Origin of the sequence: Pokkaliibacter sp. MBI-7, from assembly GCF_029846635.1 — a bacterium.
GTDB lineage: Bacteria > Pseudomonadota > Gammaproteobacteria > Pseudomonadales > Balneatricaceae > Pokkaliibacter.
Genome location: NZ_JARVTG010000001.1, coordinates 366,938 through 383,423, shown reverse-complemented (window position 1 = coordinate 383,423; position 16,486 = coordinate 366,938). Strand labels below are relative to the sequence as shown.

Sequence of the window (16,486 nt, the reverse complement as noted above, 5' to 3'; positions counted from 1 at the left end):
ATGCCATGTTCAATAATCGGTCTGTCTTAGTTACAGGCGGTACGGGGTCATTTGGACATGCCTTCGTCAAACGACTGCTAGCCAATTATAAGCCTTCAAAAATAGTTGTGTTCTCTCGCGACGAGCTTAAGCAGTTTGAGATGGAACAAACTTTTAATGATCCGCGTATGCGCTATTTCATTGGTGATGTACGTGATCTTGAGCGCTTACGAACAGCGATGCGTGACATTGATTACGTGGTTCATGCAGCAGCGCTCAAGCAGGTGCCAGCTGCTGAATACAATCCAATGGAATGTATCAAGACCAATATACTGGGTGGGCAAAACGTCGTAGATGCGGCCATCAGTAATGGAGTGAAACGAGTAATTGCGCTTTCTACCGATAAAGCCGCAAATCCAATTAATTTGTACGGAGCGACCAAACTGGCCTCCGATAAATTATTTGTAGCAGGTAATCATATTGCAGGTGGTAAAGGACCGCGTTTTTCTGTTGTTCGTTACGGTAATGTGGCGGGTTCACGTGGATCGGTGGTGCCATTCTTTCAGCAGAAATTAGCACAGGGCTGCCAGGTGCTGCCGGTTACTCATCCTGAGATGACCCGTTTCTGGATCACCCTTGAACAAGGTGTTGATTTTGTAATTAAGAATTTTGATCGAATGCACGGTGGTGAAATATTTGTGCCGAAAATTCCGTCGATGCGTGTTCTTGATCTGGTTGATGCCATGACGGGGAGCCGCAAGCATGAGTGTGTGGGGATTCGGCCAGGTGAGAAGTTACATGAGATCATGGTGCCAGGCGAAGTGTCTCATCAGGCGCTAGAATTTCATGACCATTATGTAATCCAGCCCACCATTGCCCTGTTTGAAAAAGTCGATTATCGCTTGAATCGGCTTGGGGAAGCAGGGACTCCTGTCGCAGATGGTTTCGAGTACCACTCTGGCACCAATCCAGACTTCCTCAGTGTCGATCAGCTTAAGGCATTACTATGATCCCTTACGGTCGCCATTCGATCGAAGCTGAGGATATCGATAAAGTCGTAGAGGTTCTGTTGCACGGGAACCTGACTCAGGGAGATCGGGTACCTGCTCTTGAGCAGGCGCTGGCTAAGTATGTCGATGTGCCTTATGTCTCTATGGTGAACTCGGCGACCTCTGCTCTGCATCTGGCCTGTCTTGCTCTTGGCGTTTCCCGAGGGGATATTGTCTGGACATCACCATTGTCTTTCGTTGCCAGTGCGAATTGTGCCCGTTATTGCGGTGCTGATGTCGACTTTGTCGATATCGACCCTGAGACACTGAACATCTCCCTCCCTATGCTTGAGAGAAAGCTGGCTTTGGCGGCGTCAGAGCAGCGGCTGCCCAAAGCGATTATAGTGGTGCATTTCACCGGACTGAGTGTGGATATGCAGGCATTACAGCAGCTGTCTAGTGCTTACAGGGTGGCTCTGATAGAGGATGCCTCTCATGCTCTGGGGGCGGACTATCTGGGACGGAAAGTGGGCTGCTGTGACTTTGCTGATGCCGTGGTATTTAGTTTTCATCCGGTCAAAATGATCACTACTGGCGAAGGTGGGGCGGTGCTTACGCGTCACCGGCAGCTACATGATCACGTCAGGCGTTTGCGTAGCCATGGCATCGAAAAAGATACGGCGGCTATTCAGTCTGGCGACTGTCCACCCTGGTATTACGAACAGCATGAACTCGGATTCAACTATCGTATGACAGATATGCAGGCTGCCCTAGGGGTAAGCCAGCTAGAGCGGTTGAATGAGATGGTTGCGCGCCGCAGGCAGCTGGCGAATCGCTACGACACCCTGCTTGCTGACCTGCCCCTGGTGCTTCCTCCACGTGGGAATAACACAAGCCAGAGTAGCTGGCATCTGTATGTGATACAGCTGCAACAACCTCAACTGCGTGCCGAGTTATATGCGTTTTTGCATGCCCATAACATCGGGGTGCAAGTGCATTACATTCCCATTCACTGGCAGCCCTACTATCAGCAGCTGGGTTTCGCCAGAGGACAGTTCCCCCTTGCCGAGGCTTATTATGAGCAATGTCTGACGTTGCCGCTTTTCCCCGGCCTCAGTGACGAGCAGCAGAGTGAGATCGCGCGTTTGTTACATCTATTCTTTAAGAAGCCGAGTGCGGAGTTGAGCCTGTGAGCAGGGCAGTTGCGATTATTCCTGCACGTGGCGGCAGCAAACGCATTCCTCGGAAAAACATCCGCCATTTTGCCGGTAAACCTTTAATTGCGTATTCCATTGCAGCGGCACAAGCAAGCGGTGTGTGTGACAGGATCATAGTGTCTACGGATGATGAGGAGATCGCTGAGGTAGCCGTGAGTTTTGGGGCTGAGGTTCCGTTCAAGCGTCCTGCCCAGCTTTCCGATGACTTCACGGGTACTGGCGCCGTGGTTAAACATGCACTGGATTGGCTTGGTGCTGAAGGTGAAAAGCCTGACTTTGTGTGCTGTATCTATGCAACGGCACCTCTGATCAGTGCTGAGAGTATTGCTTCAGGCTATCAGCAATTGGTCTCCCGGCCCGATATGCAGCATGCCTTCAGTGTTGGCCGTTTTAGCTATCCTGTTCAGCGTGGTTTGCTGCGAGAGGGGGAAGGCGTTCGCATGATGTTCCCTGAGCATGCCAAAACCCGCTCACAAGACCTGCCTGAGGTATTCCATGATGCAGGCCAGTTCTACTGGTCTCGCCTGCATAGCGCTTCTGCGGAGCCGATGTTCGGGCCGAAATCCATCGCCATATCGCTGCCAGACTGGCGAGTCAAAGATATCGATACTGAAGAAGATTGGCGCCATGCCGAAATACTCTACAAGATCATGCTGGCAGAAGAGCCGTCTTTATGAATATTCGGATTGGTAACTATCACATCGGGGCCGGACAGCCTCCGTTCATTATTGCTGAGCTTTCCGGCAATCATGATCAGTCGCTGGAGAAGGCGCTGGCGATGGTTGATGCTGCTGCCAGTGCTGGTGCTCATGCCATCAAGCTTCAGACCTACACGGCTGAAACCATGACCCTGGATGTACAGGTAGGCGAGTTCCTGATTGAGGACGCTGAAAACCTGTGGAAGGGAAGTAGCCTGTATCAGCTTTATCAAAAAGCACATACACCCTGGCACTGGCATGAAGCCATTTTTGAGCGTGCCAGAGCGCGCGGGCTCGTGGCATTCAGTACACCTTTTGACGCTTCAGCCGTAGATTTTCTCGAATCCCTGCAGGTGCCCTGCTACAAGATAGCCTCCTTTGAAAATAACGACCTTCCTCTCATTCGGAAGGTGGCTGCTACGGGAAAGCCCATCATCATGTCTACAGGGATGGCATCCGCAGGTGAGTTAGAAGAGGCCGTTGCCTGTGCGCGTGACGCGGGATGCAAAGAGCTGATACTGCTTAAATGCACCAGTGCATACCCTGCACCTGCTGATGAGGCTAACCTGCTTACTATTCCTCATATGAAATCAATGTTCGGCTGTGAGGTAGGTCTGTCTGATCACACTTTAGGTCTTGCCGTTCCCATTGTTGCCGTCACCCTCGGCGCTTCTGTTATAGAGAAGCACTTTGTGCTGGATCGTAGCGAGGGAGGTGTTGATTCCGCGTTCTCGCTGCAGCCAGAGGAACTGTCCCAGCTGGTTGAGCAAACACGCATTGCCGCTGCGGCTCTGGGATATGTGTGTTATGGCGGGAGTGCCAGTGAGCAACCCTCCAAGAAATTTCGAAGATCACTTTACATCGGCAGTGATGTCAAAGCAGGACAGGTTATTACTGAAGATCACGTCAGGGTGATTCGGCCGGGGTTAGGGTTAGCTCCTCGATATCTGCACTCTGTCATTGGCAAGCGGGCTCGTGTAGATCTGCTCAAAGGCACGCCTTTGAGCTGGTCAGTTCTGGAGTAGCGAGTTGTGCGTGTGCTGTTCCGGGTCGATGCTTCCGATGTCATAGGAGGCGGTCACTGGCTACGCTGTCTGGTACTGGCAGAGGAAGTTCTGCTGCAGGGGGGCGAGGTACAGTGGTGCTATGTTTCCACTGCACCTGCACTTCTTCAACGTCTTCAACACCTTGATATTCCGTCTTCGCAGCTGGTGGTTGAGAGGGCTGGCGCTGAAGATGCGCAACAGACTCGAGATCTGGCAGAGCAATGGGGTGCTGACTGGCTCATTGTGGATGGTTACCATTTTTCTGCTGACTATCGTGCGCAGTTACGCTCCCTCAACTACCGGTTGATGGTGGTTGACGATCTCAATGATTCTGGCCAGATGCAGGCTGATGCTGTACTCAATACCACGCTGTATGCCTCCGAGCTGGTTTATCAACCTGCCAGCCTGGACGTTCTGGCAGGCGCGGATTTTGTATTACTGAGCCGGTCCTATACCCAATCTCATCACGTCCCCTTTCAACAGAGGACTCATCTTTTCGTCAACTTTGGGGCATCGGATGCTGCCGGTCTGACCTTGCCTGCTCTGCAGCTGTTGGCTGCCAGTGGTATCAATTTCCCTGTCATGGTCGTCACGGGGCCTGCGATGCGGCAGCATGAGCAGGTGGCCCAGCTCTGTCAGCGCCATGGTTTTGAACACCGGCATGATGTGCCTTCTCTGTATCCCGTGCTCAATCAATGCCGACTGGCACTCACCGCAGCAGGTTCGACGCTGCATGAACTGGCCTGTTTGGGGGTGCCCTCAATCTTTATGGTGGTTGCTGACAATCAATTGAGGTCAGCTCAGGCACATCAACAGCATGGTTGGTGTATCTGGTTTGATGGCCGGAGCGCGGGTGGTTTGGATGATGCGGTGGGGATGGTAAAGCATTGGTGGGAAGGCGTTGAGCTGGATCAGCGCTCAGAGAAGGCTCGGCAACTTATTGATGGTATGGGTGCGGGCCGAGTGGTGCAGTATTTACGCTCTGAAGTGCAGTAGCAGTTTGATCAGACTAGGTCGTATGTATGGAAGATATTCACTTTAATCGCTACGGCATCGACCTGACCTCGTTGCAGAGTGATGAGATCGAAATGGTGCGTCAGTGGCGGAATGATCCCAAGATTGCCAGTCTGATGTTGGATCAGACTTACATTACGGAAGCGATGCAGCAAGCCTGGTTTATACGTATGCGTCAATCGGGCAACCAGTGCTACATGTTGGCTCGCTTTCGCGGAGAGCCCATTGGTGTCGCGTCGTTGACGGCTATCGACATGCAGCGGCGCAGCTGTGAGCCGGGGATGTACATCTATCCTGATCACTACCGAAACAACATCCTGCCGTTTTGCGTGGCCTTTGCCCTCAATGACCTGGCGTTTGAACAGCTGGGTATGCAGCGCCTGTATGGCAAGATATTCGACGAAAACACCGCTTCAGTGCGTTTTCATGAAGCATCGGGGTATATCCGTTATGACGGTAACGAGGCAGGGCTGAGTCTCTACGTGCTTGAGCAGGAGCCATACCTGGCTGCGCGTGCTAAGATTGCTCGTTTTATACGTTATTGATTTTAATGATTTTTTTGGCGGTGAGAGATGACACTGGAACAGTTGTTTGCAGAAAGCTTGGGTGTGGCTGTTGATCTGGTCCATGACGATCTGACCTATCAGTCCATCCCGCAATGGGATTCAACGGCGCATATGTTGTTGATTGCCCGTATGGAAGATGAGTTCGGTGTGATGCTGGATACCGATGACATCATTGACATGAGTTCTGTTGCGAAGGCCCGACAGATTCTCGCCAAGTATGATGTGCAGTGCTGAAGACGTACTGAGTTCAAGTGGGGCGTAGCTGACGCGCTGGCCTGAATTGTGAGGTATACCATGAACACTGCTTCCTCCGTATCAGGCATGCTCTCGGGTCAGAAGGTACTGATTACCGGTGCAGCCAGAGGCATTGGTGCGGCCATTGCTGAACGATTCGCCAGTGCCGGTGCTACGCTCTGGCTGAACGGGAGGGATGAGCCATCTGTCAGTGCTCTGGCAGAGCACCTCAACCAGCGTTATGGCGTCAGTTGCTCACCCCTGATTTTCGACGTCGCTGATGATCAACAGGTCAAGGCCGGTTTTCGCCAGCTCTTCAGCCACTCAAAGACACTGGATGTACTGGTGAACAATGCCGGTGTGCTGGATGATGCGTTGCTCGGCATGGTCACCCAGTATCAGATACAGCAAACCTTCGCGGCCAACACATTCAGCACCCTTTACTGTAGTCAGTATGCCGTACGCATGATGCAGCGTGCGGGGCACGGCAGCATTATCAATCTCAGTTCCATTATCGGCCGGGTAGGCAATAGCGGCCAGGCGGTATACGGCGGTAGTAAGGCGGCCGTGATTGGCATCACTCAATCCCTGGCGAAGGAGCTAGCGAGTAGCAATATTCGCGTCAATGCGATTGCGCCGGGTTTTATTGATACGGCGATGGCGCATTCAATCGGTGAAGAGCGCTTTCAGCAACGTCTCGACAGTATTGCCATGGGGCGAATTGGCAGTGCAGACGAAGTAGCGAAGGTGGCACTGTTTCTTGCCAGTGACTTGTCCAGTTATGTGACTGGTCAGGTCATCGGCGTTGATGGGGGCATGCTGATATGACCGTCTCCCAGACGCTTGATGCCAACTGGTCACAATTTCACTCGAATGTTGCTGTGATCAGCGCTGAAGGAGAAATACTGACCTATCAGCAGATAGCCAGTGAGACTGACACCTTTTTCCCGCCGATGAGTCGTAAGGAACTGGTTCTGCTGGTTGCAGATAACTCTCCAGCCAGTCTGATCGCCTATCTTGCTTCACTGCGAACCGGAAGAGCCGTGATGTTGCAGCCTGCCACCATTGGTGCCGATCGCCTTGACGACCTGATCACCTGTTATCAGCCAGACTGGTTATGGCATGCGGGAAGTCTCACCTCACTGCAGTATGATGAAGCCGGGCGTTCACTCCTTCACCCTGAGCTTGCCGTGCTGCTGTCAACTTCTGGCAGTACCGGCTCGCCCAAGCAGGTGCGTCTGAGTTATACCAACATTCATGCGAATGCCCACAGTATCGCCAGCTATCTCCAGTTGACCCCCCATGAGCGACCGCTGGCTCATTTGCCTATGTCCTATTCCTATGGATTATCGGTTATCAACTCTCATCTTCTGGTGGGAGCCACTGTGCTGCTGACAGCTGATTCCATGATGGAGCGTCGATTCTGGCAGTTCTGTCGTGAGCAGCAGGCCACCAGCCTGTCCGGTGTCCCCTATCACTACGAGATGCTGGAACGACTGCGCTTTCAACGTATGGATTTACCTGCCCTAATCACCCTGACTCAGGCCGGTGGGCGACTGGCCTCTGACAAGGTAAAAGCCTGGGCTGAATGGAGTCGCAACAATGGTAAGTGCTTCATTCCTATGTACGGTCAAACGGAAGCGACCGCCCGCATAAGTTATCTGCCAGCAGAAAGGGTGCTGGAGTTTCCTCAGTGTATTGGCATCGCTATTCCTGACGGGCAACTGCAGCTTCAGGATGAAGACGGCGCTGAAATTACCGCAGTCGATCAGCCCGGGGAGCTTATTTATCAGGGGCCCAATGTGATGATGGGCTATGCCAGTGGCCGTGATGACCTGATGCGTGGTAACGAGACGCCGGCACTATCGACAGGTGATATCGCCTGTCGTAACAGTCGTGGCCTGTACTACATCGTTGGGCGCAAAAAGCGCTTTATCAAACTGTTTGGTGTGCGAACCAGTCTGGATGAGGTAGAGCAACGACTGCGACAGCAGTGGGCGGCTACCAATACACTGGGTGTCGAATATGTTGCCTGCTGCGGTCAGGATCAGCAGCTGTGTATTGCTGTGGCAGGGAAGGGCATCGCTGCTGATGTGCTGCAGCTGTCAGCCAGCCAGTATCTGGGAGTCCATCAGAGTGTGGTGCAGGTAAAAGTCCTTGAAGAGCTGCCCGTGACTGAGGCAGGCAAGATCAACTATGTACTTCTGCAGTCCTGCTTCGATTCAGATGATGCTCCTTCAAGGAGTGCGCCGCTATGAGCATGGAGCTTGAGCTGGACGTGCCAGTGTATGAATGGGCGGCTACAGAGAAACAGGTATGGCTGATGCGGCAGCTCAATACGCTGACCCGGCTGCATCATGAGCATTGCCTGCCTTACCAGCGTTTGCTGGACAGCCAGCAGGTGGCTCTTGAGGTTCAGGTCAGAGAGGACTTGTATCCACTGGCGGTAAGACTGTTCAAGCACAATCGCCTGCAGAGTATTTCGGATGAAGACGTCTTCCGCGTGTTGACCTCTTCGGGTACCACTTCGCAGCAAGTCTCCCGCATCTATCTGGATAAGCTCACCGCATCGCTGCAATCACGCGCGCTTGTGCGCATTATGCAGTCCTGGCTGGGTAGAGAGCGGCTGCCGATGCTGATCATTGATCATCCCGGTGTCATTACAGATCGTCAGCAGTTTTCGGCTCGGGGAGCAGGCATTCAGGGAATGCTGATTTTCGGACGCCAGCCGGTCTATGCCTTACATGAAGATCTGAGTCCTAACTGGGATGTGCTTGACGCATTTTTTGATAAGTGGCGCGGGAAGCCAGTGCTGTTTTTTGGCTTTACCTTTATGGTGTGGCAACTGATTCAGGCTTTGCAGTTTCAGCAAAAAACACTGCCTCTTAACGAGGGGGTATTAATACACAGCGGCGGCTGGAAAAAGCTGCAAGATCTGGCTGTAGACAACCCGACTTTCAAAAATGCGGTTGCGCAAACGCTGGGTGCGCATCGGGTGCACAATTTCTATGGCATGGTAGAGCAAGTTGGTTCGGTATTTGTCGAATGTGAACAGGGGCATCTGCATACGCCGGTTTTTGCTGATGTGGTGATCCGTGACATCGTCAACGGTCACGTACTGGGCGTGGGACAAACGGGGGTAATCGAAGTGCTGTCGGCATTGCCCCGCAGCTATCCCGGCCATGCCTTGTTGACTGAGGATCGTGGCACATTGCTGGGTGAGGATGATTGCCCGTGTGGCCGTAAAGGGCGCTATTTTTCCGTCAATGGACGCATTCCACGTGCAGAGCTGCGTGGTTGCAGTGATACGGTTGAACCGAAGATGGCTGGCCAATATTCCCTCAGCTCTGCCTGTACCGCAACGCAACGGTTGAGCAGTAGTTGAGAGCCCCTATGCAGATTGTATTCCCCCGGCAAGCCGGCAATGAGCTGTTGCAGCGATTAGCTCCCGCCACTCCCTTCCATTCTGACTTGACTGCCTTGCTGGAGATGCTGGGGCGGTCATGCCTGCATAGCCAGAGCGCGCCATTGGCGGCACTGGGGTTTTGGCTACGGCCTGCTCATCTTAAGCAGATGCAGTTGCACGCTGTGAAAAATATCCGACCACGAGGTCGTGTCGTGCAGATTGCTCCCGGCAATGTTGACACCTTATTCATTTATGTTGCGCTGCTGGCACTGTGGCTAGGCAATGTGGTGGTGGTAAGGCTGTCTTCACGAGTGGGAGAAGATGAAGGTGAGCTGCTGATGCTGCTGGAGGGGTTAAGGCAGCAGCCGCAATACGCTGACGCCCTGAGCCGGCTGGTCTTGCTTCGTTGTGAATATGAGGACCCCGAATGGATGAAGTGTCTGACCGCTGCAGACATGCGCATATTCTGGGGGAGTGATCAGACCCTGCTAAAACTGGCTAGCTTACCCAGGGCCCCTCATTGTCAGGATCTGGCTTTTGGCCACAAACATTCTCTGTGTCTGCTCAATACTGCCGCCATTCTCGCTGATAGAGACGGAGATTGGGCCGGGCGCTTCGTTCGTGACACGCTGGAGTTTGAACAGCAAGGCTGCACCTCGCCCCGGACGCTGATCTGGTTGGGCATATCTGATGCTGTCAACGAAGCGAAGCAATGTTTCTGGCAGGGAGTGAATGCCTTTGTGCGGTCGCAGCCTAAAGAAAGTGCGGCAGCTCGCCGCTATCAACTAAGTGAAGCCGGTGCCATGGAGCGCCTGATCGGTTTGCAACAGTTAGCTCTGGATGGGGCATTAATAGCCGCCAGCCAGCAGCAAGGTCGCTTTGTTACGGTCCCCGTGGATGGTCTGAACCTTTCACAAGAGCAGGGGCATCCAGCACAGGGTGTCCTGTTCGAGTGGCAGATTGACAGTTTATCCATGCTGTTGCCTGAGTTACGGCCTCATCATCAGACGCTGGGATTCTATGGTTTCCAGCGGGATGAGCTGGTGGCCTGGGCGGTCAGCCATGCAGTTGCCGGGCTGGACCGGATTGAGCCTTTGGGGCAGGCACTGGTATTTGATCCTATCTGGGATGGGAGCAATTTGATTCAGCAACTGGTAAGACAGCTTCGCTGAATAAAGCGCCAGAGATTTGCAGCAGGAGTGATAAGAAAGATGAAAGTCAGTGTGCTGGTGCCGGTCTACAATCTTGAGCGTTTTGTGCTTCCCTGTCTGGAAAGTTTGCTGGCGCAGGAAACGGATTTTGACTTTGAGGTCATTGCTGTCGATGACTGTTCACCAGACAACTCCTATGCACTGATGCTCGAGCTGGCTTCACGTGAGCCGCGTCTCAAGGTGTATCACAATGAGCAAAATCAGGGGCTGGCGAAAACCCAGAAACGGTTGCTGTCGTTAGCTACCGGCGACTATCTGGCCTACCTTGATGGCGATGATCTGGCGCTCCCCGGAAAACTACAGCGCCAGGCTGATTATCTTGATGCGCACCCCAGCTGCAGCCTTTGCTATCACGAGTCCGAGATGTTTGATGATGAAAGCGGGCGCTTTATTAAGCATTTCACTCAGGATTACTACAACGCGAAATACCTTGCGAATATTGCTGGGGTAGAGCAGCTGATTCGCTACGGCGCTTCGGTCAATGCCAGCTCCATCATGTTTCGCCGTCACCCGAACCTTGCAGATGCTATTGATGAGGGCTGCAAGATCATTCTTGATCACCCCTGGCATATCCTGATTCTCTGTCTGGGGGGGGGCACTCTGGATTTTATTCCTGAGGTGCTGGGCCGCTACCGTGTCCATGCCAACAGTTTTGGTGCCCAGACTTCTCGCTCCACTGCACGTCGTGAACAGTCTCTGGCAGATCTGATTCGTGCCTGCGATAACGCTGTCAATTACGGTGTGGATGCGCTGCTGGTGGCAAAAGGGCGTGCACATCATTACTACTCGGCAGCACTTTATTTCCTGTTCCGTGACGACGATGCGCGCTTTGTTGAGTTGCTGGAACGGGCTCGCTCCACACTGCCTGTGATCAGTCAGGACTGGTATTTCGATGCACGCCATCGGTTTGCTTTTGAGCATCGTCAGGATGCGGACGCAGTTCGTCGGTTTTTAAAGGCAGGCACCCAATGAAACCCTTTGATGTCATCGTGGTTGGTGCCGGCATATCTGGTGCCGTCATTGCCGAACGCATGGCCAGCCAGCTTGACCTGAGCGTGTTGGTGATTGATCAGCGCAGTCACATCGGTGGTAACTGCTTTGATGAGCTGGACGCTGATGGCATCCGTATTCATCGCTACGGGCCACACCTCTTCCATACCGACCGAGAAAATGTCTGGCAATACCTCTCTCAGTTCACCCGCTGGCAACCCTACGAGCATCGTGTGCTCGCCAGTATCGATGGAGAGCTGGTGCCGATTCCCTTCAACCTCACCAGTATTGAACGCTGCTTTCCTGAAGAGAAAGCGCAGAGGATGATTAGCGCCCTGATCGCACGTTTTGGTGAAGAGGCGCGGGTGCCTATTCTTGAGCTGCGTAAAGAGGCCGATCCGCTGCTGGCAGAGCTGGCGGATTTTATCTATCAGAAAGCTTTTGTGAACTACACCAGTAAGCAGTGGGGTGTGGCGCCAGAGGCTATTTCTCCTGCGGTGACGGCGCGTGTGCCGGTGGTGGTGAGCCGTGATGATCGTTACTTCATCGACCCCTGGCAGGCGCTACCGGCTGACGGCTATACGGCGATGTTTAGTGCGATGCTTGCTCAGCCTGGTATCGAGTTACGCCTGAACACCTCCATGAGTGAAGTGCTGCGTTTTGACTGGGAGCACAAGCAGATTTATTGGCGAGAAGCCGGAGAGGAGTCGCTCTTTGCTGGGAAGGTGATTTACACCGGCATGATTGATCAGCTCTTTGCTGCCGATCAGGGGGGCCTGCGTTATCGCTCCCTGCGCTTTGACTTTGTGCGCAAGAATCAGTCGTGGTGGCAACCTGCGACTACAGTAAATTACCCTAATGATCATGACTACACCCGCATCACCGAATTTCGCCATCTGATGCAGTCTGAGCCTGCTGCACAAGCCACAACTGTGGTCTACGAGTTCCCGAAAGAGTTTGACCCTGCGACGGGGGATGAGCCGTATTACCCTGTTTTTACCGATGAAGGGCAGCGGCGATTTAAAGATTACGCAGAGCGTGCTCAGTCTATTTCGCAGCTGCACTGTCTGGGGCGCCTGGCTCAGTACAAATACTTCGATATGGATGATGCCGTGGCTAATGCGCTGGAGACATATGATCGATTGAGAATAGCGTATGCCTAAGGTTTCTGTTGTTTTGCCCGTATTTAATGCCGCACCCTACCTTAATCAGTGTATTGACAGCATTCTCGGTCAAACGCTTGAGGATCTTGAGCTTGTTATTGTCGATGACGGCTCTGCAGATGAGTCTGCGGAAATTGCGAAGTCATATCTGGATAAAGATTGTCGGGTGAGGTTTCTGCAGAATCAGGAAAATATGGGGCTAATTAGCATACTGAACAAAGCGCCTGAGATATGTCAGGGTGACTATATTGCCCGAATGGATGCCGATGACTGGTCAGTGCCAGAGCGCTTGTTGCTGCAATGTAATTATCTGGATGCCAACCCTCATATAGATGTTGTAGGTTCATGGATTGCCTTGTTTGGTAGCCGGAATGAGGTGTGGCACTACAGGGCGCAAAACGACTTCATTAAAGCCCTTCTGTTATTTAAAAATAATGGCATGCCCAATAACTCTATTGTTGTTCGCCGGCCACTGTTAGAACGTTTTAAATATGACTCCTCATACATTCATGTCGAGGATGCCGAGTTCTGGACGCGAGTGATGATCGAGATGCCAGAAGTCCGGTATGCAAATATTCCCCGAGTGCTTACTCACTATCGGATTCACAATTCTCAGGTAAGTGAAACCCACAAGCATATACAGCAGTTTCAGTATCAAAGAATCGTCAGGCGTCTGGTGGAGTATCTGGTTGGCCCTGTGACAGAGGAGGAGTGGTTATGCCACTGGGCGCTCATTGAAGATACCGCATTAGATCTGGTGGTCATTGCTCGATGGACTAATAAGTTAATCACGGCATACCAGGAAAAGATCGGAAATGGGGATTATGCTATCGAGGAAAAGTGGCTGAATCTTTGCGTTAAAAGAAATCGGTTGGCTGATGTTCGGCGGCTGGTGAATATGCCTCAGAATTTTTTCTTTATAAAAGAAAGGGAAGTCGATATTCATGAGTGAATTGCCACTGGTTCAAGTGCTTCTGCCGGTTTTTAATTCAGAGGATTATATCGAAGCTTGCCTTGACTCTTTGCTTCAGCAAACCTATAAAAATTTTTCCGTCCTTATTCTGGATGATTGCTCGAATGATGCCACAGCGGCAAAGATTCTCCCTTATCTTAAAGATGAACGATTTCATATTTCGCAGAATGATAAGAATATAGGGATTATTCCTTCACGTAATATTTTGCTGGCGGCAGCAACGGCAGAATTTATCGCTTTTATGGATGCAGATGATATCTGTATGCCTGACAGGCTGGCTGAACAAGTCAGTTATATGGTGAGTCATTCCGACATTGCTGTAGTGGGCAGCTGGTACAAGCGATTTGGCGCTAATGACGGAGAAGTGCGTCCGCCAACAGACCCAGTGAAGATTAAGGCGGCGCTTAAGCTGGATAATGTAGTCTGTAACCCCTCTGTGTTGATTCGCCGTGAAATTATTGTAAAAGGTGGTTTTTTGTTTGATATAGCGTATCAGGGGGCTGCTGATTACAAATTTTTTTACGACATTGCTCAGCATCACATGATTTCAAATCTTCCGATGTTTCTGCTCGCTTATCGTACACATGCAAAGCAGGAAAGTAGTCTGAATAATGACCGGCAAAAAAAAGCCCATGCAAAGGTGGTTGAGAATGCATGGGCGGATATGGGAGTGGACATAATGTTCAGTACCTTACAGCCGCTGGTTTGGCCGCATCAGGCCTCCTCTGAGTCATTACTTTCTGCCGGGCGCTGCGTAGCCAATACATGTGAAAAGTCATTACTCACTGATCGGATGTTAGAAGGTGAAATAAAAGCGTTTATTGAGTTAAGACTCAAGAGTTTCTGCCGACAACATGGTATCAAAGGGCTGATTGCTTACCTGCGAACCTTGGGTTTCAGACAGCTTGTGAAAGGTCGAAATATGGGCCTTAGTTTCACATGCGATTGCATCAAAAAACAATTTCTACATTGAGCTATAAGTATGAAAACTATCGTTTTCGGCGGTGATGGCTTTTGCGGTTGGCCGACCTCTTTATATCTCTCTGAACAGGGCCACGATGTCATGATCGTGGACAACCTCTCCCGTCGTCGCATTGATGAAGAGCTCAATGCCTCGTCATTAACACCTATTGTGTCCCTGGATGAGCGCGTTAGCGCGTGGCGTGAGGTGTCGGGGAAGACGATCAGTGTTCAGTATCTTGACCTCGCTCTGGACTACGAAAAGGTTGTCAGCCTGCTGAAAGAGTGGCGGCCAGACGCTGTAGTGCATTTTGCGGAGCAGCGTGCGGCACCTTATTCAATGAAGAGTCCGCGGCATAAAATTTATACGGTTAACAACAACCTGAATGCTACCCATAATCTGTGTAACGCGATTGTTGAGTCGGGGCAGGATATCCATCTCGTGCATTTGGGCACGATGGGCGTATACGGATATGGCACGGCAGGGATGAAAATCCCGGAAGGATACCTGCAGGTTGAGCTGGCAAACGGTGCAACAGCAGAGTTCCTTTATCCAGCTAATCCCGGCAGCATCTATCACATGACTAAATGTCAGGATCAGTTGTTTTTCTTTTATTACAACAAGAATGACAAGCTCCGTGTGACTGATCTTCATCAGGGCATCGTCTGGGGGACCCAGACTGAGCAGACAAAGCGGGATGAGCGTTTAATTAATCGTTTTGACTACGATGGCGATTATGGAACGGTGCTGAATCGTTTTCTGATGCAAAGTTCTGCAGGGTATCCACTGTCCGTGCATGGTACTGGTGGCCAGACCCGCGCCTTTATTCACATCCGTGATACGGTGCGCTGTGTGGAAATTGCACTGTCTCATCCGCCTGCAAAAGGCGAGCGCGTCAAGGTCTATAACCAGTTAACGGAAACCCACCGTGTTCGTGATCTGGCTCAGATGATTTCGCAGATGACCGGTGCCGAGATCAGCTATCTTCACAATCCGCGTAATGAAGCGCCTGAAAATGATTTGTATGCCTCCAATGACTGCTTTCTGCGCGATGGCCTCAAGCCAACGTTGTTGAGTGAAGGTTTGATGGAGGAGGTTATGGATATTGCTCAGAAATATATCCAGCGGGCTGATTTGTCGAAAATTCCCTGTGTGTCTACCTGGGTAGCGGAGCATCATGACAGCAAATAACGACGAATTTGATATCTGCGTAGGTATACCAACCTACAATGAGGCTCCTTATATTATTGATACTTTGGGGTCTCTGGCTGCTCAGCGTGGTCAGTCTTATCACTTTATGATGCTTGATAATGCGTCATCTGATCATACTTTTGAAATTGCCAGAGAGGCCTTCAGTCATGATGAGCGCTTCTCATTTCACCAGAATGATATAAATCGAGGGGCTAACTACAGTTTTAAAGCACTGCTGGATAATGCCCCTTCTTCACGCTATTTCATGTGGCTGGGTGGCCATGATGCAGTGTCGCCCGGGTATCTTGATACAGCGAGGAAACTCCTTGATGAGGATGCTTCTCTCGCAATGGCGTGTGGTATGCCATACAAGGTTATGAAAGAGCTGCCAGAGCCTGAGTTTCTTGAGCTTGATGTGTATCCCTATTCTCACAAGCGTCTTGGTCGTTATCTGCAGTCCATCAGACATCGCTCCCATTGCAGCATCATACATTCGGTGTTTCGGCGTCACTTGCTGGACGGCTTTCCCTTCAAAATGGTTATTGCCGGTGACCTTGTACTGATCAGTCATTTATTGTGGCACGGACAGGTCTTTTATATGGAGGATGAGCGGTACTGGCGACGTTACTTCCGTGAGGAAGATATCGCCGAATCCTTTACCAAGCGCACTTCTGCCTCTGACGATTACTTCAGCCGGTATGAGCTCATCTGTTATTACCTGGATAGTTTCGGGGCGCTCTACAAAGGTGACTCGCGGATGAAGACTTACATTGAACAGCAAATGATTGATGTTTTTCAGCACCGCTACGGTATTCAGTCGTTAATACCTAATGATGAGATCTGACGGA

The 16,486-nt window shown here is 51.5% G+C and carries 17 protein-coding genes; all 17 read left to right on the top strand.

Features of this window, described 5'->3' with window-relative positions; translation table 11 throughout:
- The first annotated feature begins 5 nt into the window (after positions 1-5).
- From pseB to QCD60_RS01805, 17 genes are read left to right on the top strand one after another with little or no spacing between them, the layout of a single operon-like run.
- Positions 6-989: a UDP-N-acetylglucosamine 4,6-dehydratase (inverting) gene (gene pseB / locus QCD60_RS01885; RefSeq protein ID WP_279781874.1), complete on the top strand. Its 984-nt coding sequence runs from the start codon at positions 6-8 to the stop codon at positions 987-989.
- Positions 986-2,161: a UDP-4-amino-4,6-dideoxy-N-acetyl-beta-L-altrosamine transaminase gene (gene pseC / locus QCD60_RS01880; RefSeq protein WP_279781872.1), complete on the top strand. Its 1,176-nt coding sequence runs from the start codon at positions 986-988 to the stop codon at positions 2,159-2,161. Before pseB ends, pseC begins: the two co-directional genes overlap by 4 nt.
- Positions 2,158-2,862: a pseudaminic acid cytidylyltransferase gene (gene pseF, locus QCD60_RS01875; RefSeq protein WP_279781870.1), complete on the top strand. Its 705-nt coding sequence runs from the start codon at positions 2,158-2,160 to the stop codon at positions 2,860-2,862. Before pseC ends, pseF begins: the two co-directional genes overlap by 4 nt.
- On the top strand, positions 2,859-3,908 hold the full coding sequence (gene pseI / locus QCD60_RS01870; protein WP_279781868.1) for a pseudaminic acid synthase: 1,050 nt from the start codon (positions 2,859-2,861) through the stop codon (positions 3,906-3,908). The genes pseF and pseI overlap by 4 nt, the downstream gene beginning before the upstream one ends.
- Before the next feature lie 6 nt (positions 3,909-3,914).
- Complete coding sequence (gene pseG / locus QCD60_RS01865) at positions 3,915-4,925, top strand: UDP-2,4-diacetamido-2,4,6-trideoxy-beta-L-altropyranose hydrolase (protein ID WP_279781866.1); 1,011 nt, start codon at positions 3,915-3,917, stop codon at positions 4,923-4,925.
- A gap of 26 nt (positions 4,926-4,951) precedes the next feature.
- On the top strand, positions 4,952-5,488 hold the full coding sequence (locus tag QCD60_RS01860; protein WP_279781864.1) for a GNAT family N-acetyltransferase: 537 nt from the start codon (positions 4,952-4,954) through the stop codon (positions 5,486-5,488).
- Between the two features lie 27 nt (positions 5,489-5,515).
- Positions 5,516-5,743, top strand: coding sequence for an acyl carrier protein (locus QCD60_RS01855; RefSeq protein ID WP_110186275.1), 228 nt, complete (start codon positions 5,516-5,518; stop codon positions 5,741-5,743).
- 60 nt (positions 5,744-5,803) lie between these two features.
- Positions 5,804-6,571 (top strand): SDR family NAD(P)-dependent oxidoreductase, encoded by a 768-nt coding sequence (locus QCD60_RS01850; RefSeq protein ID WP_279781860.1) that lies wholly within the window; start codon positions 5,804-5,806, stop codon positions 6,569-6,571.
- A complete protein-coding gene (locus tag QCD60_RS01845; RefSeq protein WP_279781858.1) occupies positions 6,568-8,001 on the top strand; it encodes an AMP-binding protein in 1,434 nt (477 codons plus the stop codon). The genes QCD60_RS01850 and QCD60_RS01845 overlap by 4 nt, the downstream gene beginning before the upstream one ends.
- Entirely contained in the window at positions 7,998-9,128 is a 1,131-nt protein-coding gene (locus QCD60_RS01840) for a hypothetical protein (protein ID WP_279781856.1), read from the top strand. The genes QCD60_RS01845 and QCD60_RS01840 overlap by 4 nt, the downstream gene beginning before the upstream one ends.
- Positions 9,129-9,136: 8 nt before the next feature.
- Positions 9,137-10,321: an acyl-CoA reductase gene (locus tag QCD60_RS01835; protein ID WP_279781854.1), complete on the top strand. Its 1,185-nt coding sequence runs from the start codon at positions 9,137-9,139 to the stop codon at positions 10,319-10,321.
- Between the two features lie 39 nt (positions 10,322-10,360).
- Positions 10,361-11,332 (top strand): glycosyltransferase, encoded by a 972-nt coding sequence (locus tag QCD60_RS01830; RefSeq protein WP_279781852.1) that lies wholly within the window; start codon positions 10,361-10,363, stop codon positions 11,330-11,332.
- Positions 11,329-12,513 carry a UDP-galactopyranose mutase gene (gene glf / locus QCD60_RS01825; RefSeq protein ID WP_279781850.1) on the top strand — a complete coding sequence of 395 codons (1,185 nt, stop codon included), beginning with the start codon at positions 11,329-11,331 and terminating at the stop codon, positions 12,511-12,513. The genes QCD60_RS01830 and glf overlap by 4 nt, the downstream gene beginning before the upstream one ends.
- The gene (locus QCD60_RS01820; RefSeq protein WP_279781848.1) at positions 12,506-13,465 is read left to right on the top strand and encodes a glycosyltransferase family 2 protein; all 960 of its coding nucleotides are present in this window, start codon (positions 12,506-12,508) and stop codon (positions 13,463-13,465) included. Before glf ends, QCD60_RS01820 begins: the two co-directional genes overlap by 8 nt.
- Positions 13,458-14,459: a glycosyltransferase family A protein gene (locus QCD60_RS01815; protein WP_279781845.1), complete on the top strand. Its 1,002-nt coding sequence runs from the start codon at positions 13,458-13,460 to the stop codon at positions 14,457-14,459. Before QCD60_RS01820 ends, QCD60_RS01815 begins: the two co-directional genes overlap by 8 nt.
- A 9-nt stretch (positions 14,460-14,468) precedes the next feature.
- Positions 14,469-15,638: an NAD-dependent epimerase/dehydratase family protein gene (locus QCD60_RS01810; RefSeq protein WP_279781843.1), complete on the top strand. Its 1,170-nt coding sequence runs from the start codon at positions 14,469-14,471 to the stop codon at positions 15,636-15,638.
- Positions 15,625-16,482 carry a glycosyltransferase family 2 protein gene (locus QCD60_RS01805; RefSeq protein WP_279781841.1) on the top strand — a complete coding sequence of 286 codons (858 nt, stop codon included), beginning with the start codon at positions 15,625-15,627 and terminating at the stop codon, positions 16,480-16,482. The genes QCD60_RS01810 and QCD60_RS01805 overlap by 14 nt, the downstream gene beginning before the upstream one ends.
- Positions 16,483-16,486 lie beyond the last annotated feature (4 nt).

Excerpts from the sequence above, each read along its gene's own strand:
- pseB (WP_279781874.1), top strand. The coding sequence starts at position 6 with ATGTTCAATAATCGGTCTGTCTTAGTTACAGGCGGTACGGGGTCATTT.
- pseC (WP_279781872.1), top strand. The coding sequence starts at position 986 with ATGATCCCTTACGGTCGCCATTCGATCGAAGCTGAGGATATCGATAAA.
- pseI (WP_279781868.1), top strand. The coding sequence starts at position 2,859 with ATGAATATTCGGATTGGTAACTATCACATCGGGGCCGGACAGCCTCCG.
- QCD60_RS01860 (WP_279781864.1), top strand. The coding sequence starts at position 4,952 with ATGGAAGATATTCACTTTAATCGCTACGGCATCGACCTGACCTCGTTG.
- QCD60_RS01855 (WP_110186275.1), top strand. The coding sequence starts at position 5,516 with ATGACACTGGAACAGTTGTTTGCAGAAAGCTTGGGTGTGGCTGTTGAT.
- QCD60_RS01850 (WP_279781860.1), top strand. The coding sequence starts at position 5,804 with ATGAACACTGCTTCCTCCGTATCAGGCATGCTCTCGGGTCAGAAGGTA.
- QCD60_RS01845 (WP_279781858.1), top strand. The coding sequence starts at position 6,568 with ATGACCGTCTCCCAGACGCTTGATGCCAACTGGTCACAATTTCACTCG.
- QCD60_RS01840 (WP_279781856.1), top strand. The coding sequence starts at position 7,998 with ATGAGCATGGAGCTTGAGCTGGACGTGCCAGTGTATGAATGGGCGGCT.
- QCD60_RS01835 (WP_279781854.1), top strand. The coding sequence starts at position 9,137 with ATGCAGATTGTATTCCCCCGGCAAGCCGGCAATGAGCTGTTGCAGCGA.
- QCD60_RS01830 (WP_279781852.1), top strand. The coding sequence starts at position 10,361 with ATGAAAGTCAGTGTGCTGGTGCCGGTCTACAATCTTGAGCGTTTTGTG.
- glf (WP_279781850.1), top strand. The coding sequence starts at position 11,329 with ATGAAACCCTTTGATGTCATCGTGGTTGGTGCCGGCATATCTGGTGCC.
- QCD60_RS01820 (WP_279781848.1), top strand. The coding sequence starts at position 12,506 with ATGCCTAAGGTTTCTGTTGTTTTGCCCGTATTTAATGCCGCACCCTAC.
- QCD60_RS01815 (WP_279781845.1), top strand. The coding sequence starts at position 13,458 with ATGAGTGAATTGCCACTGGTTCAAGTGCTTCTGCCGGTTTTTAATTCA.
- QCD60_RS01810 (WP_279781843.1), top strand. The coding sequence starts at position 14,469 with ATGAAAACTATCGTTTTCGGCGGTGATGGCTTTTGCGGTTGGCCGACC.
- QCD60_RS01805 (WP_279781841.1), top strand. The coding sequence starts at position 15,625 with ATGACAGCAAATAACGACGAATTTGATATCTGCGTAGGTATACCAACC.